Genomic DNA, 26,618 nt, shown 5'->3' on the forward strand with positions numbered 1-26,618 from the left:
TAGCCATCGGGATTCACCACATTGCCCTTGGATTTGCTCATTTTGCCACCCTGTTTAGTCAGCAATCCGTGGGCGCGGAATCGGCGAAAGGGTTCCTCAAAAGGGATATGCCCCAAATCATGCAACACCATCGTGATGAATCGGCTGTACAACAGATGCAGCACAGAATGTTCTGCGCCACCAATATACATATCCACAGGTAACCATTTAGCGGTAATTACGGGATCAAATGGAACATCAGTGCGATCGCTTGATGGATAGCGTAAAAAATACCAAGCGGAATCCAAAAAGTTATCAGACACATCCGTTTCTCGCCGCGCAGCACCACCACAGCCGGGACAGATTGTATTGACAAATTCTGGAATATCTGCCAAAGGCGAATTCCCAGTTCCTTGAGGCAACCAACTCTCAGTTTCCGGCAACTGCACTGGTAATTGCTCCTCCGGAACAGGTACTGTACCGCAGCAGGAGCAGTAAATAATCGGAATCGGCGGCCCCCAATAGCGTTGTCGTGAGATTAACCAATCTCGCAAGTGATAGTGCACTGTGCCATCTATTTGGTCACGCCCAATCCAGTTGCGTTGAGCCGTTTTGACTTTTTCTGACCAGTCCAATCGCTCCAAATTGTCTAACAATCTTTGGGCATACTGAGTGATTTTGAAAAACCACTGTTCCAATTCTCGTTGAATGACAATGGTATTGCACCGTTCGCATTCGCCGCCAATCACTTGCTCATCGGCAAGTACTGTCTTGCATGAAGGACACCAGTTCACCGCCGCTTTTTTACGAACGGCTAACCCAGCTTTGAACAACTGCAAGAAAATCCATTGCGTCCATTTATAATACGCGGGATCGGTAGTCTGAATTTCGTGATTCCAGCAGAAACGATTGCCAATTCTTTGCAACTGCGTTTCTCGAAATCGTTTTACATTACGCGCCGTCAATTCACGGGGATGAACGCCTTGCTTAATGGCAAAATTCTCGCTGTGAATGCCAAAAGCATCAAAGCCCATTGGCTCAAACACCGCTTTCCCTTGCATCGCCATGAAGCGGCCGTAAATGTCTGCTCCGGTAAAAGCATAGACATTCCCAACGTGCAAACCCTCAGCAGAGGGATAGGGGAACATCATCAAATTGTAAAAAGGCTGAGCAATTGTTGCTAAATCGACCTCATGCAATTGTGTCTGCTGCCAGATGGATTGCCATCGGGCTTCGATTGCGCGGTGGTCGTAAGTAAAAGAAGGTGGAATAGAATTGATCGGATCTCTTTGATCCGGCTTTATAGGTCCCAGTCGTGCATCATAAAATTCTCAATGTCTACTTGTAATATAATTGTAATATGCTCAATAGAGTTTGTTGCCAAATTCTAACTAGGGAAGTACTCCCATTTTCGATTCCTGAGATTGGCTACAATGAAAATTAAAATATTACTGAAAGTCAGCGGGAAAAGCCACTCCATCTAGATTTGTTAACTGCTGACCGAATTTTAGATTTTAAATTTTAAATTTTGGATTGTTGGCGTAGCCTCTGCGTCAGGAGAAGATTCAAAATTTAAAAAGGTGACAAGCCTACGCCAGTTTGCTCAAGTCGGGAAACCCGCCCACGCAACTGGCTCCCGAATTTATTCGGGTAATAAATCCACGCATCCAAAATCTAAAATTTATTGATAGGTTCCCCTGACTTGATAGCTTGGGGTCAATCTAAAATCCAAAATCTAAAATCTAAAATTGTGTGACACTCAATGCGCTGTAGCTAGACAAAGGAAAATGGCTAATAATCCTATAGAAATTAGAACCAAGAAATATTTCCACCTCAGTTCACAAATTGCTCAGTTAGATAATGCACAATTGCTTTCTTTGTTTAACAATAGTGAATCGAATGATTCAAGTACAGGTTGGGGGAGAAATTACACCATAACTCTGGGAGAATCCCAGGTTTTTGTGAAACTTGTTCCTGTGACGAAAATCGAATTTGACAACCTCTTCTCTACCAAAAACCTCTATAACTTGCCAACTTACTGTAATTACGGCTTAGGTTCCACTGGTTTTGGCGTCTTTCGGGAACTTGTAACCCATATCAAGACAACTAACTGGGTATTAGCAGGTGAAATTGCTACTTTCCCCCTGATGTACCATTATCGGATTATTCCCTTCTCTGGGCAGCGTGCTGATGTAGATATAGAACATTACAAAAGTTACATAGAGAACTGGGGCAATAATGAGAACGCCGGGAAATATTTATTAGATAGAGCAAATGCCAACTATGAATTAGTTCTGTTCCTAGAGTATATTCCCCATATTTTGGAATCATGGCTACTTTTAAACCCCGACAAACTTCAGCAACCCTTGGATGAGTTACGCACAACGATTGACTTTTTGAGGATGAAGGGAATCATCCACTTTGACACACATTTTCGTAATGTTCTCACTGACGGCGAGCAGATTTATTTAAGCGATTTTGGCTTGGTACTGGACAAAAGTTTTGCATTGACGAAAGTAGAAGAGTCTTTCTTTGAGCAGAATAAATTTTATGATTACGGCGAAGTTCTGCGAAATCTGGGTCATTTGATTCATGCACCTTATGATTCATGTTCAGAAAGGGATAGATGCAGAATCAGAGAAAAATATAGCATTCAAGAAAGTTTAAAACTTTATGAACAGCGCTCAATATTACTCGACAACATCGAACAGATATATGCTGACGGCGATATGAAGTTAAATGATTTTTATGTTGCCAGCATTGTTAAATACCGTAGCATCATTACGCTGATGCAAAACTTTTTTGCTGCAATGTGGGATAACAAAAACAAGGATACGAAATTTCCTCACACGGAATTAGAGGGGCTGCTCAAAGAGACAGGGTTTATTCTTGATGCTGGATAACACGGCGGATAGTTCTCTTTTAATATTATTAATTCGTGCGGTACGCGTGTTTTTGAGAACTTCAATTTTGACTTTGCAAATATTCTGCATATTCAATTTTGAATTCGCGTGCATTCTTGAAATCAGTAGAAAACTGCGAAAGCACTTCTACAACAGCATCTTTCTCTGTTTGGGCTAAAGCGATAATTCCGGGCTGTTGAGGGATGCGAAACTGGTTATGGTCGTGAAAAGTAATTGTGACAATTGTTCCTAGCGAATCTCCTTCTAGTGACTTGATAGTACTCCACATCCAACGCTGTTGATTTGTTTCTTCACGATCGCCCCATTCTCTAGATATACTAAAATCACCAGGAAATCTTGGGTTTGGATATAAACCAACTTGTTTTAGCTGCATATGAATGGGGCGAAAAAGGAAATTTAAATAAACTCCATAAGCCATGTCTCCCGCTTTGGTAAATGCACGCGACAATTTATCATTATGTTTTTGGATTACGATTTCCCAATTGATATTTATGTGGGCTTCAATATATTGACCAATTGTAAAAATATCGGTTTTTTGGTTGGCTGATACAAATTCTTTTAATGATTCCATTTATTGCAATCTCCCAATTCTGTTGCATCTTAATTTTGGCAGAGAAAAGATAGGAGGTATTGTAAAAAAATGACCTTAATCGGGTAATACAATATGGCAGGGATGAAGACCTCGGTGTTTGATATACTCCCTAGGAGTGCAAAGAGCTAAACTGCGAAAGTCGTGGATAAAATGAGCCTGGTCAAAGTAGCCGCAAGTGAAAGCGATATCAGTCCAATCAGTATGTGTTTTTCCAGCTAATAGACAAAGAACTCTTCGCAAGCGTTGAATGCGACAAAATAGCTTGGGTGTTAATCCCACACAGTTAGTGAATAACTGTCCAAAATAACTTGGGAAACTTTGAGCAGATTTTCTCGCAATTCGTCAGCGCGTAGACGCATTATTTTTTGTCCAAAGTCCAATAACCGTTCATTAGGTTAGGTTTCAGTTTTAGTCTATAGAGACTATAGGAAGGACATGGTATTACCCGAACAAGCACCACCCTGTAGCCATAGTACGTTAGTCATCGGCTATGTATTTTTTTACTAGTTATGATGCATGATTCAGGTGATAAGGATTGTAGCGATATCACCTGTTTCTCAATCTTTATTTTTAATTTAATCTATTTTTGGTCGAATATTCCTGATTCAAGGAAAAATTATTGTGAATACTAATTTGAAGCGTTAAAAAATAAATCAGACTGTGATAGTTATAACATAATTTATATAAAAAACAGAGATAATAGATAGACTAAATATTGTATTTGTCAGCAAATATTAAGTTTCGATTTTCAGTGAATTCCAGGCATAGCAAGTATATTAGGGATATAGCATAGTAATTGCCAGCTACTAAAAGTTGTGGTGTTATACAAAGAATTAATAGCTATTTGCTGACATAAATATAGAAATGCATATAAAATGAGATAAGAACATAATATTAAAATTGTTGTATTTGTTAGCAACTCATACAAATTAACTTAACGAAGTTTTAAGGTATTTAAAACTCTCATGATTATTGGCATTTTCCCTCTAGAAATTTGCTAATAGATTGTTTTATAGTTGAGATGTTCACCCAAGAACTCCACCCCAAGAGATGGAGTTTCTGTCAGTGGTCACAACAATCAGAATTTGTGCAACGCAGTGGCTTAAGCAAGAAGGTATTAAACTTCTTCCAATAACAACTAACCACTGACAACTGACAACTGTACGGGCGGGTTCACAGATATCCTCAAATATCCATAACGATCTCCCATAAACCCGCCCCTACTGACAACTGACAACTGACGAGTCTACATTTATCATCCCTAGTGGTGTGAAGAGGGTCTTTTCCTGGTGAGGAGAAAAATACGGGATGATATTGGGGAAAATCAGGGAGTTTCGCCGAAAATATCACAATTTGCGTAAATCGGCTGAGTATATATAGCCCTAGATGGGACAGGAAAACCTGCCTTTATTACTCGTGGGCGTTGAAAAATTCCATTCCCCAACAGCCAGATTACGGTAGTTATGACCCCTAGCATGAGAGATTCAGTAGTGACGGCAGCAATTGCAGCCATTGCATCGGAGTCAGCAACTACAGAAGAAAAAATCCAGATGCTGATTGAGGTGGCGCTAGGTTTGCAAAAACGGCCTCAAACTACCAAAGAATTGCGGAGTGCAGTTTCCCTATATTACCGGGGTTACCAAATGTGTGGCGAGGACTATCCCCTACTGAAAGCCAAGGCGCAAGTGGGGATGGCTAGGACATTACAGAGGATTCCGGATGTGGGGCCGCAATTGCTACTGCAAGCGAAAGTCGGCTATGAAGAGGCATTGCCAATTTTACAACAGTTAGCTTCGCCAATAGAGGTGGCAGAAGCACAAATGAATTTAGGGTTAGTGTTGCAATCACTAGTACCCTTCAATTTAGCGCGGATAGTAGACTGCATTAAAGCTTATCAACAAGCTTTGCAGGTATTTACTTGGCAAGATTATCCTCAAGAATACGCCATCTTATATAACAATATTGCGATCGCCTATCTTTCTGCGCCCCTAGCCTCAGAACGGGAATATATACGTCAGGGGTTAGCAGTACAGTCCTTGCAAGTAGCGCTAAAGCATATTCAGCTAATCGACCATCCCCAAGAATATGCGATGTTGCAGAATAACTTGGGTAATGCTTGGCAGTGTTTTGTCAGTGCTTATCCTCTAGAGAATAACTTAAAAGCGATCGCAGCTTACGACGAAGCTTTAAAAGTCCGTAACCCCCAAGACACACCTCTCGAATACGCTAACACAATTTCTAATAAAGCCAACGCCCTCTGCAAACTACCTGATAATATCCAACAACCACAAGCCGGTAATTTGCACAACCTCTTACAGTCTCGTGCTTACTACCAAGAAGCCTGGGAAATTTTCAGCCAACATCAACAGTTAAAACAAGCACAATTAGTTTCCCAATCCCTCAACAAAATTGTTGCAGAGATTACAAATCACTATTTATGAATAGTTAGATTTTAACAGTTATCAGTCATGAGCTTGTGTACTGTTTACAGTTATAACAATCCTAAAATATTCGTGAAAAAAGTTATTAGCTATTTTCATGAAGGAGTTCGCGACTCCAAGAGGATTGTGACAAAAATCAAAAAATAATAAATATTTCCAAGGAAACTAAAAATGCTAGGTGTTGTGAGCAATTTTTTCAGCAGTTTCTCATCTGGAGAAATTAACATTAGTACCGTATTGTTGTCCTTAGTCATAGCCACTGTTGTAGCCATGTTAGGCGGTGCAATTGGAGGAATGCTATTAGCTGGAAAAGATATCGGTTATAAATTTTCAGCTACATTAGGCGGATTATTTGGCCCTGCGGGTGTAATTCCAGCCGTACTTTTAGGGTTAGCTGTATTGAATTTATTCACAAATTCCTAGGAGGCTTCATGTTTGAGCTTGGGTGGTTATCAGCTAAATTATTTTTCAAGGGAAAGTTATTCCGCGACCCCATGCATTTTGTGCAGCAGCTAGCAATTGGTATTACCATTGGTTTCGTCACCTTAGTTGTATTTGCCCAAACTGCTATGCCTTTTTGGTTACCAATTATCATATCTAGTTTAATAACCGGCATAGCCATGCCATTTTTATTGAAAGACTTCAAAATGAAGTAAATAGTCAATGTTCAATGCTCAATGGTCATTTGTCATTGGTCATTGGCATTAATAATAACTGGTTCATCTGGACTTTTAATTACAGTACGCGCTTCGGGGCATGGCAGTGCCAGTGCCCCCTACAATCAACGATAATCTGTACCTCACCAACTGGCAATCTACTGTATGATTTTTTGGTTCACAATCTATCTGGGATTGCTATATTGACAAATGACTAATGACTAATGACTAATTTAGAAGAATTGGTTCAAGAAATTAACCGCTTTGAAGAAATTATAGCTGAGTGGGATGAAAGTCAAAGGTGTGTAGTTATTGGGTTGAAAAGAGCAATTGAAGATTTACATAAAACTGCTTTAAAGCGTTTAATTAAAAGCGTTAAAGAAGAATCTATATCAGCCTTACGTCATGCTGTAGATGATGAAGTGGTATATGCAGTATTGCTATATCACGAATTAGTCAAACCACCAAAACAACCTTTAGAAAAACGCCTACAAATAGCCCTTGAGGAAGTACGTCCAGGTTTACAAAGCCATAACGGCGATATAGAATTAGTCGCAATTAAACTACCGGATACAGTGGAAGTTAGACTAACAGGAACTTGTAGTAATTGTCCTGCTTCTACTTTAACTTTATCGCAAGGAGTTGAACAGGCTATTAAATCCCATTGTCCGGAAATTACTAAAGTTATTGCTGTTAGTAGTGGGGCTAGTGCTGATAGTTCTCGGTCTAATTTAACTAGTCCATTTAACCCCAAAAGAGGCTCTACTTGGATTAGAGTTACAACTGTTGAGCAAGTTCCTGAAGCTGGTGTTTTAGCTGTAAAGCTTGCGGGTAATTCGTTTATTATCTCTCGCCAAGGCGATCGCATTAGCTGCTACCATAATGCTTGCACTCATCTCGGCTCTACTTTGGATGAAGGTAAAGTAGAAAATGGAATTATTACTTGCCCTGCTCACGGTTTTCAATATAAGTTAGAAACTGGTGAATGTTTAACTGTTCCTGAAGTCGGGCTTCAGTCATATCCATTAAAAATTAAAGAAGGCAAAGTTTTTGTACAGTTGTGATGAGAGTGGGTATGGGGTATTGAGCATTGGGCATTGGGCAAACAACCAAAATAATACCCTGTTCCCTGTTAAATTTGATAAATGATACCAATTTGAAAAAACAATGTGACAGATGGTATGGGCATGGCACTCTAGAATATATTGATGTGCCGCTTCAGCCCTTCCCTTATTTTGAGGACTAAAGTCTATATAACGGTCTTATTTCACTAGATATGTAGGAATTTGGGCAATTGCATCAAACAATACAGATAATTATCTCAGATTAATTTACTAACATTAGGCATGTATTTGTTAGTAGCTTTAAACCACATAAATTAATAATTAATTTATGTATTTTATGATTTAAATGGGCTATTTAAATTTATTTATACATCAAAATTTTCAGTAAATGATCTAATATCAATCTAATAGGATCGTGTAGCTTAAATAGCAGCGCTATCCAAGATATTAATCAATAATTAAATTGTGTATATTTTGGTTAAAATCTGCTTGATGAGTCTAGAATTTATGACGAGACTTACTCTAAAGTAGAAGCAACTTTGGCGATGGGAAATCAATTGCGGCTAACCTAAGTCACTGTAGTAGGTAGAAAGCGGAAAAATCTGCTGAATAAGACTGCCTAGCTTGCTTGAGTCGAGAATACTTGCAATTTTATTTGTCAACCCATCATTACTTACTTGTGCAGATGATCCCTAGTATTACAGATTCAACAGTCAAGGCCGCGATCGCAGCTATTGCATCGGAGTCAGCAACGACACAAGAGAAAATCGATATGCTGATTGAATTAGCACAAGGTTTGCAAAAAAAACCGAAAAATGCGCAAGATTTATGGAGTGCGATCGCACTTTATAAACGGGCGACGGAAATGTGTAGCGATGACTATCCCCTAATGAAAGCCCGCGCTAAGGTGGGTATGGCTGGAGCGTTGCGAACAATTCCCGATGAGGGAACAGAGTTACTGCTAGAAGCAAAAGCAGCTTATGTAGAAGCATTACCGATTTTGCAGCAGTTAGCTTCTAAAGAGGAAATAGCCGAAGCCCAGATGAATTTTGGCTTATTGTTGCAATCTTTAGTCCCCTTTAATTTGGCACAAATAGCCGATAGTATTAAAGCTTATCAAGAGGCTTTGCGGGTATTTACAGCAGAGAAATACCCAGAAGAATATGCAATTTTACACAACAATATTGCGATCGCTTATCTTTCTATCTCTGTGGGGATGGAACAAAAACAGTTATGTGAAGGCTTGGCGGTACAGACATTTGAGTCAGCACTCAAGCAAATTACCCTGATTGAAAACCCCAGAGAATACGCTATGTTGCAAAATAATTTGGGGAATGCCTTACAATACCTGCAAAGCAACCATCCTATCGAGAATAATTTGCGCGCGATCGCAGCTTATGAAGAAGCGTTAAAAGTGCGGAATGCTCAAGATACGCCTTTAGAATACGCTAATACTATTTCTAACAAAGCTAACGCCCTCTTTAACCTTCCTGATGATCCCGAAAAACCCGAAGCCGGGAATCCGCAAAATTTGTTAAAAGCCAGGAATTACTATCAAGAAGCTTGGGAAATATTCACCCAGCACCAACATTTAGAACAAGCGCAAATTGTTGCCCAAGCTTTGCAAGAACTAGAAACAGAAATGCAACTCAGTAATCAGCAATTGCAGATGCAATAATGAGGAATAGAGAAAGGCAGAAGGCAGAGGGCAGACGGCAGACGAGACAAGAGAAGGAGGACAAATAACCAATGCCCCATGCCCTCTGCCCAATGCCCAATTCAAAAATTGCAACTACCAATACACAAATAAGCACATCAAGAGCTTTAAAATAATTAGTAATGGAATTAGTTGAGGATTTAGGGACTTCCAAGTAAAAAAATATTCCATTAGTATTTTTCACTGTTTACAGTCAACAGTCAACAGTCAACCGTCAACCGTCAACAGAATTACGAATTACGAATTACGAATTACGAATTAGCTTCACATCCCTAAGCGGTTAATGCATAAATCCATTAGACTGAATTCCTCATCTTCATTACCGCCAGAATCAACAGAAAATGCCCCAAAATTACCCTTTTCTTCAACAGGTGCCGAGGTAATTTTAGGTGATATTCTTGAACCGGGACAATTAGCGATTCCATTAGCGCCCAGTCCTAAAAATATGTTTGGCCCTCGTGGTGCTTGTTTATTATCAGAAACCGGGCCATTATGGGTAGCGGATACAGGACATCATCGCTTATTAGGATGGCGCAATTTACCTACTCAAGATAATCAAAGTGCTGATTGGGTAATTGGACAACCAGATTTTAATCGTGAAGGACAAAATGCTAAAGGTACGCCAGGAAACACAACTTTTAGCGTACCTACAGGAATTTGTGCTTGTGGTGCAGGATTAGCTGTTGCAGATGCTTGGAATCATCGCGTATTAATTTGGCATAAATTACCAGAAGATAGTCATGTTCCTGCCGATTTAGTATTAGGACAAGCTAATTTTACTGATAACGAACCAAATCGCGGTAGTCAAGTAGCCGCAGCTAATACAATGCATTGGCCTTATGGTATTTGCTATCATCAAGGACGGCTATTTGTGGCGGATACGGGTAATCGGCGGTTGTTAATTTGGCAGCAATTACCAACAGAAAATGGACAACCAGCAGATTTAGTTTTGGGACAACCAGATATGGTATCCCGGAATGAAAATGGCGGTGGTTCTCCCACAGCTTCTAGTATGCGCTGGTGTCACGATATTAGCTTTTGGGGCGATAATTTAGTTGTCGCTGATGCTGGTAATAATCGGGTGATGATTTGGCAAGGGATACCAACAGAAAATAATGCCCCTTGTGCAGTGGTATTAGGACAGAAAAACTTTGAATTTGCTGAGTTAAATCGAGGCGTTTATTTTCCTTCTGCTGCTAGTTTAAGTATGCCTTATGGTGTAGATGTGGCTGGTGATTGGTTAATAGTTGCCGATACAGCTAATTCTCGCTTGCTAGGATGGAAGAAACCAGAGTCAATTTTATCACTGCAAGGTGTGGCAGCAGATGCAGTTACAGGACAAACAAATTTTCAAAATAAAGGTGAAAATCGCGATTTTGGTTTAGCTACGAGAGACAGTTTAAATTGGTGTTACGGCATAAAAATTTGTGGCAAAACTGCGGTAATAGCTGATTCTGGAAACAACCGAATTTTGCTGTGGCGGTTTAATTATGGTGAGTGAAAAAATTAGAATTCGCGGTACAGTTCAGGGTGTGGGATTTCGCCCGACTGTGTACCGTATTGCTAAAGCTTGCGGTTTGCGGGGCGATGTTTGTAATGATGGACAAGGTGTATTAATTCGCGCGGTTGGTAGCGAAGCAGCTTTAGAAGAATTTATCCAAAGATTGCAACAAGAATGTCCGCCTTTAGCGAAAATTCAGGAAATTATCAGAACTCCTGATGTCGATGAATGGGAATTTGCTGATTTTGCGATCGCTCATAGCATCAGTGGTACAGTAAACACAGAAATTTCCCCCGACGCTGCTATCTGTCCCCAATGTCAACAGGAAATTTTTGACCCCTTTAGCCGCTTTTTTCGTTATCCTTTCACCAACTGTACCCATTGCGGCCCCAGATTAAGTATTATTCGCGCCATTCCCTATGACAGAAGCAATACAAGTATGTCTGCATTTGTCATGTGTCCCCAATGCGAGAACTCATACCACGATATAGAAAATCGCCGCTTTCACGCCCAACCTATAGCTTGCTATAATTGCGGCCCTCAAGCTTGGTTAGAACGTGCTGATGGTAAATCAATTACCTCTTCCATGTTCTCTATGTTAGATGATGTGGATGCAGTTTGTACCTTATTACAAAAAGGCGAGATAGTTGCAATTAAGGGTTTAGGGGGAATTCATTTAGCTTGTGACGCAACTGTAGAGGCTGCTGTGCAAAAATTGCGTCAGCGTAAACAGCGATATCACAAACCCTTAGCTTTAATGGCAAGAGATATAGATATCATTTCTGAATATTGCACAATTAGCGATAAAGAAAAAGAATTACTCACGAGTCCGGCTGCGCCTATTGTTTTGTTGAAGGTGAGGGAGAGGAGAGAAATTCCTCAAAACCAATCTTCAATCCAAAATCCAAAATCTAAAATCCAAAATTGCATTGCACCATCTGTAGCACCAGGGCAAAATAGTCTTGGTTTTATGCTACCTTATACGCCCTTACATCATTTAATTCTCAAGCGGATGAATCGCCCAATTGTGTTAACTAGCGGTAATTTATCCGATGAACCACAATGTATTGATAATGGCGAAGCTAGAGAAAGATTAGGAAAAATTGCTGATTATTTTCTCCTACATAATCGCGAGATTGTTAATCGCATAGATGATTCAGTGGTGCGTGTTGTAGGCGATAAAGTGCAAACAATCCGCCGCGCTAGAGGCTATGCCCCAGCACCAATTATATTACCCCCTGGATTTGAAAATATCCCGCCAATTTTAGCAATGGGTAGCGAGTTAAAAAATACCTTTTGCTTATTACGAGAAGGCGAGGCGATTCTCTCTCAACATTTAGGCGATTTAGAAAATGCTGCGGCTTTTAATGCTTATCAAGATACTCTAAATTTATATTTAAATTTATTTCAACATCAACCCCAATCTATCGCCATAGATAAACATCCCGAATATCTTTCTAGCAAACTGGGTAAAGAATTAGCAGCCGCTAACCAAATCAAAATTTATCCGATTCAACACCATCACGCCCATATAGCTGCTTGTATGGCAGAAAATGGGATTCCTCTCAATTCTCAGCCTGTTTTAGGTATTGCTTTAGACGGCTTAGGTTATGGCGAAGATGGTACATTTTGGGGTGGAGAATTTTTATTAGCAGATTATCGCCAATTTAAGCGCCTAGCAAGATTTAAACCAGTAGCGATGATTGGGGGAGAACAAGCAATTTATCAGCCTTGGCGAAATACCTACGCCCACCTCATAGCCGCAGATGATTGGCAAAATTTAACACAAAAGTATGGCGATTTAGAAATATTAAATTTTTTCCAGCAAAAGCCGCTAAAGTTACTCAATCAGCTTATAGAGCAAAATATCAACTCTCCCTTAGCATCCTCAGCCGGGAGATTGTTTGATGCAGTAGCGGCGGCGATTGGCATTTTTAGAGATGATTGTAGCTATGAAGGACAAACTGCGATCGCAATGGAAGCATTAGCCGAAAGTCATAGCTTAAATAATCCTGAAGAAAAGCCAAACTATCCTTTTAATTTTACCTTTTTCGATAGTATTTATTGTATAGACCCTAGCCCCATGTGGTCTGCCTTGCTCACAGACTTGCAACAGCAAATATCTCCAGGGATAATTGCTGCAAAATTTCATAGAAGTTTAGCCACAGCAATTATTGAAATGGTCAAACATCTATCTCAAGAACATCTCATTCATCAAGTCGTCCTCACAGGAGGCGTATTTCAAAATTGTCTGTTATTAAAGCAGGTTACTGAGGGGTTACAAAGATTAGGAATAGAAGTATTAACTCACAGCTTAGTCCCTCCAAATGATGGAGGTATATCTTTAGGGCAAGCTGTCATTGCTGCCGCATATAATTTAACAGAAAACACGCTTATTTAATTATATATTTTGGATAGATTTTCTGCGCCTCTGTGGTTAGTCCCTCTGCAACAAGGAAAATATCAATGTGTTTAGGAATTCCCGGTCAAATTGTCGAAATAACAGACAATAATAATAAACTAGCGATTGTCAATGTAGGTGGTGTGAAGCGCCAAGTCAACATCGCTTGTATAGTAGACGAACAACATCCCCCAGAAGCTTGTATTGGTGATTGGGTATTAGTACATGTAGGCTTTGCGATGAATCGCATTAACGAACAAGAAGCCGCAGAAACATTAAAAATGTTAGAGGAAATAGCAACCTATATCTAACCTGAATTTCAATCATAATTGCAATCAACCATTTCCCATCAACCAAATTTACCGCAACCCTTACCAATAACAAATGACCAATGACCAATGACTAAATTTTCCTTAACGTTTTCATAAAAAGATTCCTCTGTAAAAACTCTTCCTCACACCATCACAATATGAAATACGTTGATGAATTTCGCGAACCGGAAAAAGCTGAAGGTTTACGCCGTGAAATTAGCAAATTAAGCCAACAGTTAGAAAAACCGATAAAAATCATGGAGGTATGCGGCGGGCATACTCATTCTATATTCAAGTATGGGATTGAAGAGATTTTACCCGATCGCATTGAATTAATACACGGGCCTGGTTGTCCGGTATGTGTCATGCCAAAGGGGAGAATAGATGATGCGATCGCTATCTGTGAACATGATAACGTCATCTTCACCACCTTTGGCGATGCCATGCGCGTTCCTGGTTCTCATACTAGCTTATTGCAAGCCAGAGCGACAGGGGCAGATATTCGCATGGTGTATTCGCCCCTAGATAGTTTGCAAATAGCCAAAGACAACCCCGACAAAGAAATAGTATTTTTCGGACTGGGTTTTGAAACCACAGCCCCCAGTACCGCCTTGACAATTCTTCAAGCTGCTACCGAAAACATATCTAACTTTAGTATGTTTTGCAATCACGTTCTCGTGATTCCCGCCTTAAAAGCACTACTAGATAATCCTGACTTACAACTAGATGGATTTGTCGGGCCTGGTCATGTCAGCATGGTAATTGGCACTGACCCTTATCAATTTATTCCTCAACAATATCATAAGCCAATTGTTGTTTCTGGCTTTGAACCTTTAGATATTCTCCAATCCATTTGGATGTTATTGCAACAAATATTAGAAAATCGTTGCGAAGTTGAGAACCAGTATAATCGCATTGTTCAACCAGCCGGAAATCAAACTGCGCTAGCTGCTATCAATAAAGTCTTCGTGGCGCGAGAACAATTTGAGTGGCGCGGTTTGGGTGATATCCCTGAATCCGGGTTACAAATTCGCCCAGAATACGCTCAATTTGATGCTGAATTAAAATTTACCATTCCTAACATAAAAGTTGCCGATCATAAAGCTTGTAAATGTGGAGAAATTCTTAAGGGAGTCTTAAAACCTTGGCAATGTAAAGTATTTGGTACAGCTTGCACTCCAGAAACACCAATCGGAACTTGTATGGTATCTTCTGAAGGTGCTTGCGCTGCATATTATAAATATGGCAGACTCTCTACCATTGCCAAGAATACAATGCCAGAAAAACCAAAGCTAGCATTATCTCAAGAACCTCTGCCATCCTGTAGTACATCTTTGGTATAGCTAACTCAACTACATATTTGAGGAGACATTTTATGCCATTTGTTACAGTTAAAATTGCCAGAGGACATTCCATTGAAAAAAAGCGGCGATTAGTAGAAGCCATTACTAATGCCTTAGTTGCAGCCCTAGATACCAAGCCCGAATGGATTACCATTCATATTGATGAATTTGAACGAGAAAGCTGGGCTGTAAATGGGGAATTACTGTGTGATAGACATCGTGGTAGACACGATGAATCAGGTAGATAAATGAGGGGCACAACAATGTTGTGCCCTTATCAATCAGCGAATTTTAAATTTTAAATTTTGGATTTTGGATTTAAAATTCCTGAATTTACAGATTCAATAAGTTAGGGAGCAGAGTTTTTTATTTGCAGAGACTTCATAAATAGCGTAAATCTTAGTTCCAGAATTGTTTCACAAAATAAAATTGCGGGGAATCTCTATGCATACAACCTATAATCAGCGCCAGATATGGCTACTTGCTTTAATAGCCATTAATATATTTGCTGCTGTTTGGCATTACGCTGATCATATTATTTTCTTTGATGATTATCCCGAACCATCTTGGTTGATCCCTCAAATTACAGATTCTCTTTGGCTAGTTATGACACCCTTATCTATAGCAGGGTATTATCAATATCTTAAAAAGGCATTTTTGTCAGCATATTGCTGCCTTTATATCTACATCATTATGAGCCAAATAACTTTAGGGCAATACATTATTACCCCAATGTGGCATCTATCATTAAAAATGAACACTTTGATTTTATTAGAATCAATTACCGCAATTCCCCTGTTAATTTTTGTTGCTTGGTCGCAACTTTTTTTGAAAGAGTCAACAGTCAATAGTCAGTAGGGGCGGGTTTATTGAAAATCATCGCTTATCAGTGAGGATATTTGTGAACCCGCCCGTACAGTTGTCAACAGTTAACAGTCAACAGTCAACCGTCAACAATCAATGGATTTATCACCAAATACCTCAGAACAAAACCCGTTATTTCAAAAACTAGAAAAAGTTCGCCGTCGCCAAGGTAAAGTGCGAGATACTCATATTACTCTCGCACATGGTAGCGGTGGTAAAGCCATGCGCGATTTAATTGATGAGATATTTGTCAAAAGTTTTGATAATCCCATTCTTTCTCAATTAGAAGACCAAGCTAGTTTTAATTTAGCCCATCTCATGTCACAGGGAGATAGACTAGCTTTTACCACAGATTCCTATGTTGTAGATCCGCTATTTTTTCCTGGTAGTGATATTGGTGAATTAGCCGTTAACGGTACAGTAAATGATTTAGCTGTGAGTGGTGCTAAACCTTTATATCTTACCTGTAGCGTAATTTTAGAAGAAGGATTACCAACAGAAACCTTACGCCGAGTAGCGGCTAGTATGCAAGCTGCGGCGAGAAAAGCTGATATCCAAATTGTCACCGGTGACACTAAAGTTGTCCATCGGGGTGCGGCGGATAAATTATTTATTAACACTGCTGGTATTGGTGTGATACCTAAAGGAGTAGAAATTTCTGCTCAAAAACTACAACCAGGAGATGTGGTAATTATTAATGGTGAATTGGGTAATCATGGGGCAGCAATTTTAATTGCTAGGGGCGAATTAGCTTTAGATACTGATATTGAAAGTGACTGTCAACCATTGCACGATTTAGTTGTCAATATCCTGAAAGTTTGTCCAGAAGTTCATGCAATGCGCGATGCTACCAGAGGTGGTTTAGCTACCGTATTAAATGAATTTGCCCTTAGTTCTAATGTAGGAATTCGCCTAGATGAAAAATCTATTCCTGTACGGGAAGAAGTCAAAGGTGTTTGTGAAATTTTAGGTTTAGATCCTTTATATTTAGCGAATGAAGGTAAGTTAGTAGTAGTAGTACCAAAAAAATCTGCCGAGGCTGTTTTATCAGCCATGAAATCTCACCCAGCCGGAAAAGATGCAGCAATTATTGGGGAAGTATCAGCTTCACCGCCAGGTGTGGTTTTATTAAAAACTGTGTTTAATGCTGAAAGAATTGTTGATATGTTAGTTGGCGACCAATTGCCACGCATTTGTTAATATTTAATAGATATTTTCTATGCACGAACTAGGAATTACGCAAAATATTGTAGCGATTGTTCAAGAACATGCCAATGGTAAAAAAGTCAGCCGAGTATTATTAGAAATTGGTCAGCTATCAGCTATTATGCCTGATGCTATCCGGTTTTGTTTTGATATTTGCGCTCAAGGTACAGTTTTAGCAGGAGCGAAATTAGAAATTTTAGAAATTCCTGGTTTGGCAGAATGTTGTCAATGTGGTGCAAAAATACCTTTAGAAAAACCTTTTGGTATTTGTCAATGTGGTAGCGTGCAATTGAATTTAATAACTGGTGAAGAACTGAAAATTAAAGAAATTGAAATAGAGGAAGTATGTGTGTAACCTGCGGCTGTTCTGAGGATGGAGAAAGCAAAGTCACTAATTTAACAACTGGTGAAGTTGAACATCATCATCACCATAATCACGAGCATACTCATACTCACACCTTACCTGATGGGACTGTAATTACTCATACTCACAATCATGATACCCATACAGAAGCATCAGAAATTCATGCGAAAATGCACGGCACGACTATATCGTTAGAACAAGAAATTTTAACAAAAAATAATTTACTTGCTGCCCAAAATCGCGGCTGGTTTAAAGGGCGAAATATCCTAGCTTTAAATTTAATGAGTTCTCCCGGCTCGGGGAAAACTACATTATTAACGCGCACAATTCACGATTTACAGCCGCAATTATCTATTAGTGTCATTGAAGGCGACCAAGAAACAACAAATGATGCCAAAAAAATTCAAGAGACAGGCTGTAAAGTTGTGCAAATTAACACGGGTACAGGCTGTCATTTAGATGCATCAATGATTGAAAGGGGTTTACAACAACTCAACCCACCATTAAATTCAGTGGTGATGATTGAGAATGTAGGTAACTTGGTTTGTCCCGCTTTATTTGATTTGGGAGAACAGGCGAAAGTTGTAATTCTTTCTGTAACTGAAGGCGAAGATAAGCCAATTAAATATCCTCACATGTTTCGTGCTAGTCAAGTGATGATTCTCACGAAAATTGATTTGCTACCTTATGTGCAATTTGATGTGCAAAAATGCATAGAATATGCACGCCAGGTTAATCCAAATATACAAATTTTTCAAGTTTCGTCTACTACTGGTGCAGGGTTAGATAGTTGGTATGCTTGGCTATCTCAACAGCTTGGAGATTTGCAAACCCTTGTAAGTTTATAGAAATCTGATTTGATTAGGACTTACGCAAGTGTCAGAGAAAATTAAAGTTTTTTGTCTGTAGTAAGGGATTCAGCCCCTATCTTGAGGATTAAAGTTCTCACTAATGCTTAAATTTAGGAGTAAAGGAATATAGATTTTGGAAGATTGATGATTAATAATCTTAACCCATTAGATGGATGAGCTGAGTATAAAAAGTTGATAATCTATTAATGCAAAACAGGTAATAAATTACTAAATAGATTTATGGCATCCACAACACCATTGCAAGGCACAGAATTAGTAGATTGTGCTAGAGCAAATGCCAAGCAAGGAATTGAAACTGCTGCTTACCAATGCGGTTTTGGTAACGACCTCAATAAATTTGCTAGAGAATTAAGGCAGGCTTGTGAAGCAATGAATTTACAAGTTAAAGAACTTAATGAACTGATTACCGACCAAGATATGATCCTAGAATTAGGTACAGGTGAAGTGATCGCTCCTGATACAGCAAGCGAACTTTAAAGCGATTTTTGCCTCTTCCACGCACCTTTATTACACGCACCTTTCTAGCTATGTTGAGGTGAGTGATTTTCAATGGTGGGTGTAATTCCCACCTGAAAGCATTGAATTAGTAATTTCAAAAAGTAGTTTAAAGGTCATATAATCTGGCTTCTAACGATTCGGGAAATTCATCACAATAATCTTCAAAAGCTGATTTCATTAATTTTTCGCTTCGTTGGTGGGACATCTCTGCTTGGATTTCTTCAACAACATCCCACGCAGCCGCACATTCTTGTGAACGAACGCCAGTTTGAGCGCAAACTATCCGAGCTTTCTTAATTTCTTCTTGTAATTCTTGTTCTAATAGCATAGTTCGTGGTTGTTCCAAAAACTCACAATGAGCAAGGATATCGGTTATGGAGATAATTCCTAATAGTTCGCCTTGAATAACTGGCGCTCTGTGAAGATGATGTTGGGCAAATAATCTTGCTACGTATTCTAAACCAAGGTCGGGATTAATGGTAATGCAAGGCTTGGTCATGATTTCGTAGACACGCATTGTTTGAGGATCTTTCCCAGAAGCTATAACTTTATAAGCAATATCACTCTCGCTAATCATCCCATAAGCATCTTGTTCGTGACGACGATCCACAATTAGCGCCCGCCAGTCTCGTGACCTTAATAGCCTGACAGCTTCAGCAACTGTTGCTGAACTACGAATAGTAGCTACATCTTTTGTCATGATATCTGCTGCTTTCAACATAATGAATCATCTCCAGAAAATTAGGGATTAGCCGGGATAAGGGGAAGGGGGACAATAAAAAAGATAAATTTCCAATACCCAATGCCCCTATTCCATGAATACTTTTTGCCATTCCTTTACTACAGATTGAGGCACAGAGATATTAATAAATTTTTCACCAGGTAAAGGAATACCCAGTAGTAGCGGTTCTACTGTTAATTTGGGTAATATATCTTGAAAATTATACTGACCAATTGTCGGTACTGGTGCTGACTCTAAGAAAACATCAGGAGCAATCAAGACTTCACCTGTGGCTTTGGTAATTCGCAATGGTTGGGGATGAATTAATTCAGCAGAACCAGGAAATCCTACCAAGCGGAGATTTATACTTGATGGATGACCAGGATAAACTTGCTTCCAGAAAATTACTTGCCAAACATGTCCGGATTGATCTTCTAATTTTAGTTGTGAGCGATAAATTATTTCTCCTGGTACTGATTCTAACTGTGTAATAGCAGCGATCGCTCTTTTAGAGACGCTGATATCTAAACCCAGAAAGATAAATGTCGTCACTATTGCTAGCAATAGCAGCCGTAGTAATATTTGTAGGAAGCGACGCAACATTAGATATACCTCCTAGCCTAAGCGCCCCTATTCACTAGTTCCCAACCCCTACTTTTACGCTAGGTTCTGCTACAACTTCTTGGGTTTGTGCCATATTAGCTGGAACATGAAGCACATGCACTGAGCAAGGAGCATGGTGAAGGACGTAGTTACTTACACTACCAAGAAATAGTTCTTTTATTCCTGAACGACCGCGACGCCCCATGACAATTAAATTAGCGTTACATTGAACCGCTAATTGACAGATAATCTTACCAGGACTGCCAAGTTGTTGCGTAAACTCTGCATTGACTTCTGCTGTGTTTGCTTCTGCACAGAAGGCTTGCAACATCTGCACGCCTTGATTTTTAAATTTATCCCATTGCTGTTGGTAGTACTCGAAGCTTTGACTACCTAAACCTGGGTAATAATCAAAATTGGATAATACAGGTGCGTAAGGACTACCTTCTTCTTCCGCAGATAAAACATGCACTAGCATTAAACTAGCTCCTGTTAGCTTTGCTAAAGCTAAGGAATGCTCAAAAACCTGTTTCCCCATTGGCGAACGATCCAAGGCTACTAAAATCTTGGTAAACATATATACCTCTGCTTTTGTTGATATATGACAATAGAGGTTTCTGGCTTTGGGTTCTCAAGTATTTTTGCTCAATATAAATACATCTTTTTTCAGAGTTAGCCTGAGTGCTTTGGTCAGCCCTCTTCTCTCTACGCTTATTTTTATAGCTCTTAAATTTGAGGAAGTTGTGAGGATAGGCTGGTGGTTTTGTGAAAATAGTTGTGATGGTTGACGGTTGACGGTTGACTGTTGACTGTTGACTGTTGACTGTTGACTATGAATTAGTAAGACCAGCTATCACCGTTGACATTTGGTTTGCCCACAATTTTGAGATTGAGAGATTCCAGGTAAGCTAGACCAGTACTGATTTGGGCTATGCTTCCCCTAATTTCTAAGTCAAAGCGTCCGGCTTCGCCTGTGTTTGCACCCAGCATTGCGCTAGTAATGTTAACAATTAAGCCATGCTCGGAAATTAACCGGGAAATTACTGGCTCATGCAAGTATGATTTAGGAATATGCACGCATAGGCGAATTTGAGTAAGCTGGTTTTTGTCACGGATTGATGCGATCGCAGAATTGGTACCAGAAAATTTATTGGTTGTTTTAAATTGAACTTGATTAAATGCTGTCATCTCACTATAAATAAGTATTTCAAAAATTTGGATCAAGGAATAAATTACACTCTTCTCTAGCCCCTAGCCTCTAGCCTCTAGCCCCTAAACACTACTAGCCCAATCAGTCCAAATCGGTAATCCTAGTTTTGTTAGGTAAATTAGACTAGAGCGAATTTGCTTGGTTTTTCCCCATAAATCTAGGTCAAACCAGCCATCATCCTGCTGCATATTGGGGTGGAGATGTGCACCAATGATGTTGACTGTTAATCCATAGCGAGAAACTAGTTGAGAAATTACGGGTTTCTCGTAGTAGCTTTTCGAGATACATAGCTGTAAACGTAGCCGATTAGTTTGCCCATGAGACAACCATTTTTGATATTGTTCGGAAATTCCTGCTAACTTTCGGTAAGGCGATCGCAAAAACGTAGCTTCATGAATAGAAACTACATCTTTCTCCTGCTTACCTAATTCCCAATTCATCGGGTTTGCTTCTAAGTCTGGGCGATCTATTTGAATTTGGTTGGCGATCGCAATTTGCACTAAATTTACACCTAATCCTTGTAGATAAGATAGACTATTGGTTAAATGTTGGGGATTTCCCGATAGTTCTAAGTCAAACCAGCCATCGCTTTCACTATCTGATACTAATGATGCGGCTGTAATGTTGACTGTTAATCCATAGCGCGACACTAAACGCGAAATTACAGGTTGTCTGTGATACTTTTGCGGGACTGCAATCCGGCTATGAACTGGGGGAGATTTTTTCAGTTGACGGGGAGACATTGGCTTAACCTCCCATCACAATTGAATTGTTGAGAAAGCCAAAATAACAAGATTTTCCAGCACAAAAATTTAGTTTCGTCAAATTTGCCCAACTGAATATGAGTCTCATATAGATTCTCCTCTTCTAGGCTGCTTAATTAACTACTGTAAGTCTATCGTATTACAGTATTTTGCTTAATGTAAAAAATAGTGCCACAAAAGTCACAAAAAAACAATCGGTGTAAAGAATTGTATATTTAGCAGTGCGATCGCCCTCAAATTGCTCACCGATTAGCGTTACTGATGACCAACATCTCGACATTAGATGAATACAAGGTAAGATTAATTCGTAATTTGTACTACTTCCGCTTCGCTCAGTACAAGTGATGCTTGATGCTCCTTCTCCCAATGGGAGACGCTGACGCGAACGTCGCTAAAGTAATTCGTAATTAAAACAATAGATAATGTTAGAAAATAGGTACAAATATTATGTATTATCCAACTTTCATTAATGATATTTGAACCCAAATAATCCAGTTTATCTAAATGAAATAATAGTATAGCGATCCTATTTCAGTTGTGAAAAATATCAGTTTTGGCTGTTAACTGTCAACTGTTAACAGTCAACAACCCTACATGTAATATTTCACAAATCATTTAGGATTGCTGTATTATTTGTAGTTTTAGCAATCTCCTCTAATACCACAAATTACTTACCAGACAATAAATGATCAATGACAAATGTCAAGAATTGAATAAAAATACTGAGTATTCAATTTAATGAAAGATTTTAAATTCTGGCGATCGCTCATGGCACAAAACCATATAAAATCCCCGATTACGCAGGAAAGATAAGTAGCTAATAATATAGTCTGTTGTTGCCATTGGCAATTTTTTGTATAAATATACATACTGGCAAGCTGACAAAAACTAAGATATTGTGTTATTTGCGTAATAATCGGTTTTAGTGGAGAACAGCCGCTAAAGGTTAAGGGAACTTGGGTATGAATTCACGGTTCATCAACAAAGCAGTTGCTAAAGCTAGCCCCCGCCGGAATACCCGCCGATGCGTTCACTGTTCTTAATTTATGCGAGGTATATGATGACAACTCAAACTCAGCCTTCAGTGTTGCAAAAGACGGCTAACTTGACTTTATCAACGCCTGTACAAGCAACACTTTTCGTTTCCCTATGTGCATTGACACTGTGGACTGTTTATTTTACAACCTATCCCGCAATTCACGATCGCGTACATAACCCCCGTCACCACACCCTGCTGGTACCTTGTCACTAAACAGTTAGCAACTGTTTAAGCTCCCCCATATCCTCGCTAGGAGTGGGGGATAATTGGCGTGAAATCCAGCGCACAAGATTCTCCACAATTAACCGCAAAATTCAGTCCTTGAAAACTTGTCAGCTGGGTTCACAGGATTTGATAAACTCCACTATTACTGTAGAAATTCACAGTGAAAATGTCGAAATTTAAGCTTTATACACTTATCAGTGCTATTTGTATGGTGAGTGTAGTTTTTTATAGTTTTATCGGCTTCTCTGCATCCCCCGCAGCGGGAGTGCGACTGGTAAACCCAGCACCAGCAAGCCAAATTGTACCCTTTGAAGCGGCATCTAGTACGCCCCAATCTCCAGTAAAATTAGTTCTGCGAGCCGAAGACGCCACAGGTAAAGCCTTAGAGAACGCTAAATTTAACCTGGAAGTTTTTAACCCACCACATAATCCTTGGTTTACTACAGATTTTCCGATAGTCGAGGGAACCAAGCTACTAGATATGGAAACTATAGCTCCTAAAGGCGAGCTAGAAGTTGAGCAAATGTTACCAATTCGGGGAAATTACCAAATTAAGGTGAATGTTACCCCTGTTGTTCCCAATGCTTTTACACCGATTCAGCAAACCCTGACATTACCAGTAGCTGAGAATTCAGTAAAATATCGGAATTTTGCGATTCTTGCTGTGATTTTATTACTAGTTGGGCTAGGTGGCGGTTGGGTAATTGGGGGAAGACAAGCGATCGCACCAGGAGAAATTGCACCCCAGCAAGTGCGATTATTATTGAGTGGATTAATTGTAGTTGCGATCGCATCTCTATTATTTGTTAACATCAGTGCAGAAGTTGCCCAATCCCAAGGTGCAGGACATTCACACAGTCACGAGCATCACCAGCATCACGATAGTGGTTCAACAACTGCGGTACAAGTTGATAACACGGGAATCGTTCGTCAACAAGGTTTGCAATTGCAATTATTAGGATCTACTAACACCACTGTCGGTGAAACTGCGGCTTTGCAATTAAAATTAACTGACGAAAAAACCAATCAACCAATTCCTGACGTAGTTTTAAATATCAAAACCGTCATGCTTGAGGATGGTTTTGTGAATTTTGCCTACAACACTGTCACTGATTCCACAGGACAATTTTCTTGGGAACAAGGGTTTTTTGATGGCGCACCGCATAAATTGCAAGTAGAAATTGCGCCTCAACCTAATGCTGAACGTCAATTTAAGCCAATTCAGTTAGAAAAACTCATAGATGTCGAAGGTGTTTCACCACCTTTAAACGTGCGGTTGATTAGTTTGGTTTATATGACAGCGTTTGTGATTGTCGGATTGTTGCTGGGATTGCAACTCAAACGGAATTTAGCTGTGCATAGTTAAGTTTTTCCTGATTCATACCCCATTCCTAAATGTGGGTATAGAAGTTATTAGGGCAAGGCAATGCCATTGCCCCTACAGATGACGATATAATTTTGTGTTGTCATCCCAGTGAGAATTGCCTATATTCTGTCATAATCACCTAAATAAGCCGTCGTATTGGGCTGATATTGGGTGATTTGTCATGAAACTGGATTTACAGAAGTTTTATAAAGCCTCGAACCCTATTAAGACTTTAGTTGTTAGCAACCCAGAGGATCGGCAATATTATATTGATTTTTCTGCGGTGCGGGGTGCGAAAATTATTGAAGAATTGGGACGTACTATCGCGCGATTGTCACCAGAAACACCTACTTGTCAGTTATTTACCGGACATATCGGTTGTGGGAAGTCTACGGAATTGCTGCGGCTGAAGGCAGAGCTAGAAAAGCAGGATTTTCATGTAGTATATTTTGAGTCTAGCCAAAGCCTAGATATGGCTGATGTGGATGTTACAGATATTTTATTGGCTGTAGCGCGGGAAGTCAGCAAAAGTTTGGAAGATATTAAAATCAATCTCAAACCGGGATATTTTCAAAATTTATTTAAAGAAATTACTGATTTATTAATGACGCCGATGGAACTTTCGGAAGTAGAACTATCGGCGGGAATTGCCAAAATTACTGCGAAAACTAAAGATAGTCCCAAGCTGCGCAGTCAATTACGCCAATATTTAGAACCCCGCACCAATGGAATTTTAGAAGCAATTAATAACGAGTTACTCAAGCCGGCTAAAGATAAGCTGAAGGAAAAAGGTAAAGCGGGATTGGTGGTAATTGTCGATAACCTGGATAGAGTTGATAATTCTTTAAAACCATCGGGTTATTACCAGCCAGAATATTTATTTGTGGAACGAGGCGAACAGCTAAATCAGTTAAATTGTCACGTTATTTATACAATTCCCCTAGTATTAGTATTTTCCAACGCCTTGGGCAGATTAACCAATCGTTTTGGCGTTGATCCTAAAGTTTTACCGATGGTGCCGGTGCAGGTGCGAGATGGTGCTGACTTTGAGCAGGGAATTACATTATTGCAAAAGATGATTATGGTAAGGGCTTTTCCTGGTGTGAGTTGGGAACAAAGCCAAAATCCCAATTTCAATTTAATTACTCAGGTGTTTGATAGTCCCGATACATTAGAAAGAATTTGCCGCGTTAGTGGCGGACATCTGCGGAATTTGTTAATGTTATTATTTCGCTGTTTACAAAGAGAAGATCCGCCAATTTCTCGTAATTGTGTTGAGAGTGTGATTAAACAACGCTGCAATGAATTGACTTTAGCCATTACCGCAGATGAATGGCAATTATTGCGGGAAGTTGCGCAACATAAAAGCTTTAGAGGAGATGAAAAATACGAGCTTTTGCTACGGAGTATGTTTGTATTTGAATATCGTGATGAAGATGGTTCGTGGTTTGATATTAATCCTATTTTGATGGAGGCAAAGGAGTTTCAGTTATGAATTGGGCATTGGGCATTGGAAAGAAGATGAATAATGTAGGGTATGTTATGCCGTAAGCTAACGCACCGCCAATACCTTTAAATCATAAAAAATATGAATCCCAATTCAAATAATGTTGGCGATACATCAATATATTCTAGAGGGCAAGGTATTATTGGTGTCAACTTAACACCAAACCCGCTTTGTGCAAAGGTTTTGCCCTCACCCCCAGCCCCTCTCCCTCAGGGAGAGGGGAGCAAGAGATTCAATTCCCCTTCTCCCTGAGGGAGAAGGGGTGAGGGGATGAGGGCGAGGGTTTTTGTACAACACGCGCTGTATATAGCTTTTAGCTTAAGTTGACAAGTATGGGCAATGCCCCTACTAAGCTGTTCAGCATTTAAATAGGGTATAATAAAAAGCCGAATTCAGTCAAAAAATGGAATAATGCCAGCAAAAAATCATTTAACTTCCCAGCAAATAGAG

At 39.6% G+C, this 26,618-nt stretch carries 27 protein-coding genes; 19 read left to right on the forward strand and 8 right to left on the reverse strand.

All coding sequences use genetic code 11. The features are described from left to right. Positions 1-1,178: class I tRNA ligase family protein (locus H6G41_RS31330; protein ID WP_199316414.1), on the reverse strand; the 1,178-nt coding region annotated here is incomplete at its 3' end. Between the two features lie 588 nt (positions 1,179-1,766). Here H6G41_RS31330 and H6G41_RS31335 point away from each other — a divergent pair. Then, positions 1,767-2,882: a hypothetical protein gene (locus H6G41_RS31335; RefSeq protein ID WP_190751918.1), complete on the forward strand. Its 1,116-nt coding sequence runs from the start codon at positions 1,767-1,769 to the stop codon at positions 2,880-2,882. A 61-nt stretch (positions 2,883-2,943) separates the two neighbouring features. Here the strand turns inward: H6G41_RS31335 and H6G41_RS31340 are convergent, their stop codons facing one another. Together H6G41_RS31340 and H6G41_RS36515 are read right to left on the reverse strand one after the other, a co-directional pair. Further along, positions 2,944-3,474 carry a DUF6022 family protein gene (locus H6G41_RS31340; protein WP_190751920.1) on the reverse strand — a complete coding sequence of 177 codons (531 nt, stop codon included), beginning with the start codon at positions 3,472-3,474 and terminating at the stop codon, positions 2,944-2,946. Between the two features lie 75 nt (positions 3,475-3,549). Continuing rightward, positions 3,550-3,834, reverse strand: coding sequence for a helix-turn-helix domain-containing protein (locus H6G41_RS36515; RefSeq protein WP_190751961.1), 285 nt, complete (start codon positions 3,832-3,834; stop codon positions 3,550-3,552). A 1,124-nt stretch (positions 3,835-4,958) separates the two neighbouring features. Between H6G41_RS36515 and H6G41_RS31350 the strand changes: the two genes are divergently transcribed. The 15 genes from H6G41_RS31350 to H6G41_RS31420 all read left to right on the forward strand — a co-directional run bounded on the left by H6G41_RS31350 (position 4,959) and on the right by H6G41_RS31420 (position 18,712). Continuing rightward, positions 4,959-5,936 (forward strand): hypothetical protein, encoded by a 978-nt coding sequence (locus H6G41_RS31350; RefSeq protein ID WP_190751922.1) that lies wholly within the window; start codon positions 4,959-4,961, stop codon positions 5,934-5,936. 171 nt (positions 5,937-6,107) lie between these two features. Beyond that, positions 6,108-6,359 (forward strand): hypothetical protein, encoded by a 252-nt coding sequence (locus H6G41_RS31355; protein WP_190751924.1) that lies wholly within the window; start codon positions 6,108-6,110, stop codon positions 6,357-6,359. Positions 6,360-6,367: 8 nt separating this feature from the next. Continuing rightward, positions 6,368-6,592 carry a hypothetical protein gene (locus H6G41_RS31360; protein ID WP_190751926.1) on the forward strand — a complete coding sequence of 75 codons (225 nt, stop codon included), beginning with the start codon at positions 6,368-6,370 and terminating at the stop codon, positions 6,590-6,592. A gap of 224 nt (positions 6,593-6,816) precedes the next feature. Beyond that, entirely contained in the window at positions 6,817-7,656 is an 840-nt protein-coding gene (locus H6G41_RS31365; RefSeq protein WP_190751928.1) for a NifU family protein, read from the forward strand. Positions 7,657-8,341: 685 nt separating this feature from the next. After that, positions 8,342-9,334: a hypothetical protein gene (locus tag H6G41_RS31370; protein WP_190751963.1), complete on the forward strand. Its 993-nt coding sequence runs from the start codon at positions 8,342-8,344 to the stop codon at positions 9,332-9,334. 322 nt (positions 9,335-9,656) lie between these two features. After that, positions 9,657-10,874 carry a hypothetical protein gene (locus tag H6G41_RS31375; protein ID WP_190751930.1) on the forward strand — a complete coding sequence of 406 codons (1,218 nt, stop codon included), beginning with the start codon at positions 9,657-9,659 and terminating at the stop codon, positions 10,872-10,874. Then, positions 10,864-13,275 (forward strand): carbamoyltransferase HypF, encoded by a 2,412-nt coding sequence (gene hypF, locus H6G41_RS31380; RefSeq protein ID WP_190751932.1) that lies wholly within the window; start codon positions 10,864-10,866, stop codon positions 13,273-13,275. Before H6G41_RS31375 ends, hypF begins: the two co-directional genes overlap by 11 nt. 65 nt (positions 13,276-13,340) lie before the next feature. Next, positions 13,341-13,586, forward strand: coding sequence for a HypC/HybG/HupF family hydrogenase formation chaperone (locus tag H6G41_RS31385; protein WP_190549382.1), 246 nt, complete (start codon positions 13,341-13,343; stop codon positions 13,584-13,586). A 158-nt stretch (positions 13,587-13,744) separates the two neighbouring features. After that, on the forward strand, positions 13,745-14,929 hold the full coding sequence (gene hypD, locus H6G41_RS31390; RefSeq protein WP_190751934.1) for a hydrogenase formation protein HypD: 1,185 nt from the start codon (positions 13,745-13,747) through the stop codon (positions 14,927-14,929). A 32-nt stretch (positions 14,930-14,961) separates the two neighbouring features. Then, on the forward strand, positions 14,962-15,177 hold the full coding sequence (locus H6G41_RS31395) for a 4-oxalocrotonate tautomerase family protein (protein ID WP_096594867.1): 216 nt from the start codon (positions 14,962-14,964) through the stop codon (positions 15,175-15,177). A gap of 196 nt (positions 15,178-15,373) precedes the next feature. Continuing rightward, positions 15,374-15,787, forward strand: a complete 414-nt coding sequence (locus H6G41_RS31400) for a hypothetical protein (protein ID WP_190751936.1) — start codon at positions 15,374-15,376, stop codon at positions 15,785-15,787. 102 nt (positions 15,788-15,889) lie between these two features. Beyond that, a complete protein-coding gene (gene hypE / locus H6G41_RS31405; protein WP_190751938.1) occupies positions 15,890-16,993 on the forward strand; it encodes a hydrogenase expression/formation protein HypE in 1,104 nt (367 codons plus the stop codon). A gap of 19 nt (positions 16,994-17,012) precedes the next feature. Beyond that, complete coding sequence (gene hypA, locus H6G41_RS31410) at positions 17,013-17,354, forward strand: hydrogenase maturation nickel metallochaperone HypA (RefSeq protein WP_190751940.1); 342 nt, start codon at positions 17,013-17,015, stop codon at positions 17,352-17,354. Next, positions 17,345-18,211, forward strand: a complete 867-nt coding sequence (gene hypB / locus H6G41_RS31415; protein WP_190751942.1) for a hydrogenase nickel incorporation protein HypB — start codon at positions 17,345-17,347, stop codon at positions 18,209-18,211. Before hypA ends, hypB begins: the two co-directional genes overlap by 10 nt. Before the next feature lie 243 nt (positions 18,212-18,454). Beyond that, positions 18,455-18,712 carry a hypothetical protein gene (locus H6G41_RS31420; protein WP_190751944.1) on the forward strand — a complete coding sequence of 86 codons (258 nt, stop codon included), beginning with the start codon at positions 18,455-18,457 and terminating at the stop codon, positions 18,710-18,712. A 127-nt stretch (positions 18,713-18,839) separates the two neighbouring features. On the opposite strand, the gene H6G41_RS31425 is transcribed toward H6G41_RS31420, so the two are convergent. From H6G41_RS31425 to H6G41_RS31445, 5 genes are all read right to left on the reverse strand, one after another. After that, positions 18,840-19,454, reverse strand: a complete 615-nt coding sequence (locus tag H6G41_RS31425; protein ID WP_190751946.1) for a CP12 domain-containing protein — start codon at positions 19,452-19,454, stop codon at positions 18,840-18,842. A gap of 87 nt (positions 19,455-19,541) precedes the next feature. Then, positions 19,542-20,057 (reverse strand): DUF3122 domain-containing protein, encoded by a 516-nt coding sequence (locus H6G41_RS31430; RefSeq protein WP_190751948.1) that lies wholly within the window; start codon positions 20,055-20,057, stop codon positions 19,542-19,544. Between the two features lie 34 nt (positions 20,058-20,091). Then, a complete protein-coding gene (locus H6G41_RS31435) occupies positions 20,092-20,634 on the reverse strand; it encodes a universal stress protein (protein WP_190751950.1) in 543 nt (180 codons plus the stop codon). Positions 20,635-20,894: 260 nt separating this feature from the next. After that, positions 20,895-21,245, reverse strand: coding sequence for an NIL domain-containing protein (locus H6G41_RS31440; RefSeq protein ID WP_190751952.1), 351 nt, complete (start codon positions 21,243-21,245; stop codon positions 20,895-20,897). A gap of 84 nt (positions 21,246-21,329) precedes the next feature. Then, positions 21,330-22,010 carry an NIL domain-containing protein gene (locus tag H6G41_RS31445; protein WP_190751954.1) on the reverse strand — a complete coding sequence of 227 codons (681 nt, stop codon included), beginning with the start codon at positions 22,008-22,010 and terminating at the stop codon, positions 21,330-21,332. Between the two features lie 1,078 nt (positions 22,011-23,088). On the opposite strand from H6G41_RS31445, the gene H6G41_RS31450 reads away from it, so the two are divergent. The 3 genes from H6G41_RS31450 to H6G41_RS31460 all read left to right on the forward strand — a co-directional run bounded on the left by H6G41_RS31450 (position 23,089) and on the right by H6G41_RS31460 (position 26,156). After that, positions 23,089-23,283 (forward strand): CbtB-domain containing protein, encoded by a 195-nt coding sequence (locus H6G41_RS31450; RefSeq protein WP_306790457.1) that lies wholly within the window; start codon positions 23,089-23,091, stop codon positions 23,281-23,283. A 220-nt stretch (positions 23,284-23,503) separates the two neighbouring features. Further along, positions 23,504-24,661, forward strand: a complete 1,158-nt coding sequence (locus H6G41_RS31455; protein WP_242038118.1) for a hypothetical protein — start codon at positions 23,504-23,506, stop codon at positions 24,659-24,661. 181 nt (positions 24,662-24,842) lie between these two features. Further along, complete coding sequence (locus tag H6G41_RS31460) at positions 24,843-26,156, forward strand: P-loop NTPase fold protein (RefSeq protein ID WP_190751958.1); 1,314 nt, start codon at positions 24,843-24,845, stop codon at positions 26,154-26,156. The last annotated feature ends 462 nt before the right edge of the window (positions 26,157-26,618 follow it).

The organism is Tolypothrix sp. FACHB-123 (assembly GCF_014697075.1).
GTDB lineage: Bacteria > Cyanobacteriota > Cyanobacteriia > Cyanobacteriales > Nostocaceae > Aulosira.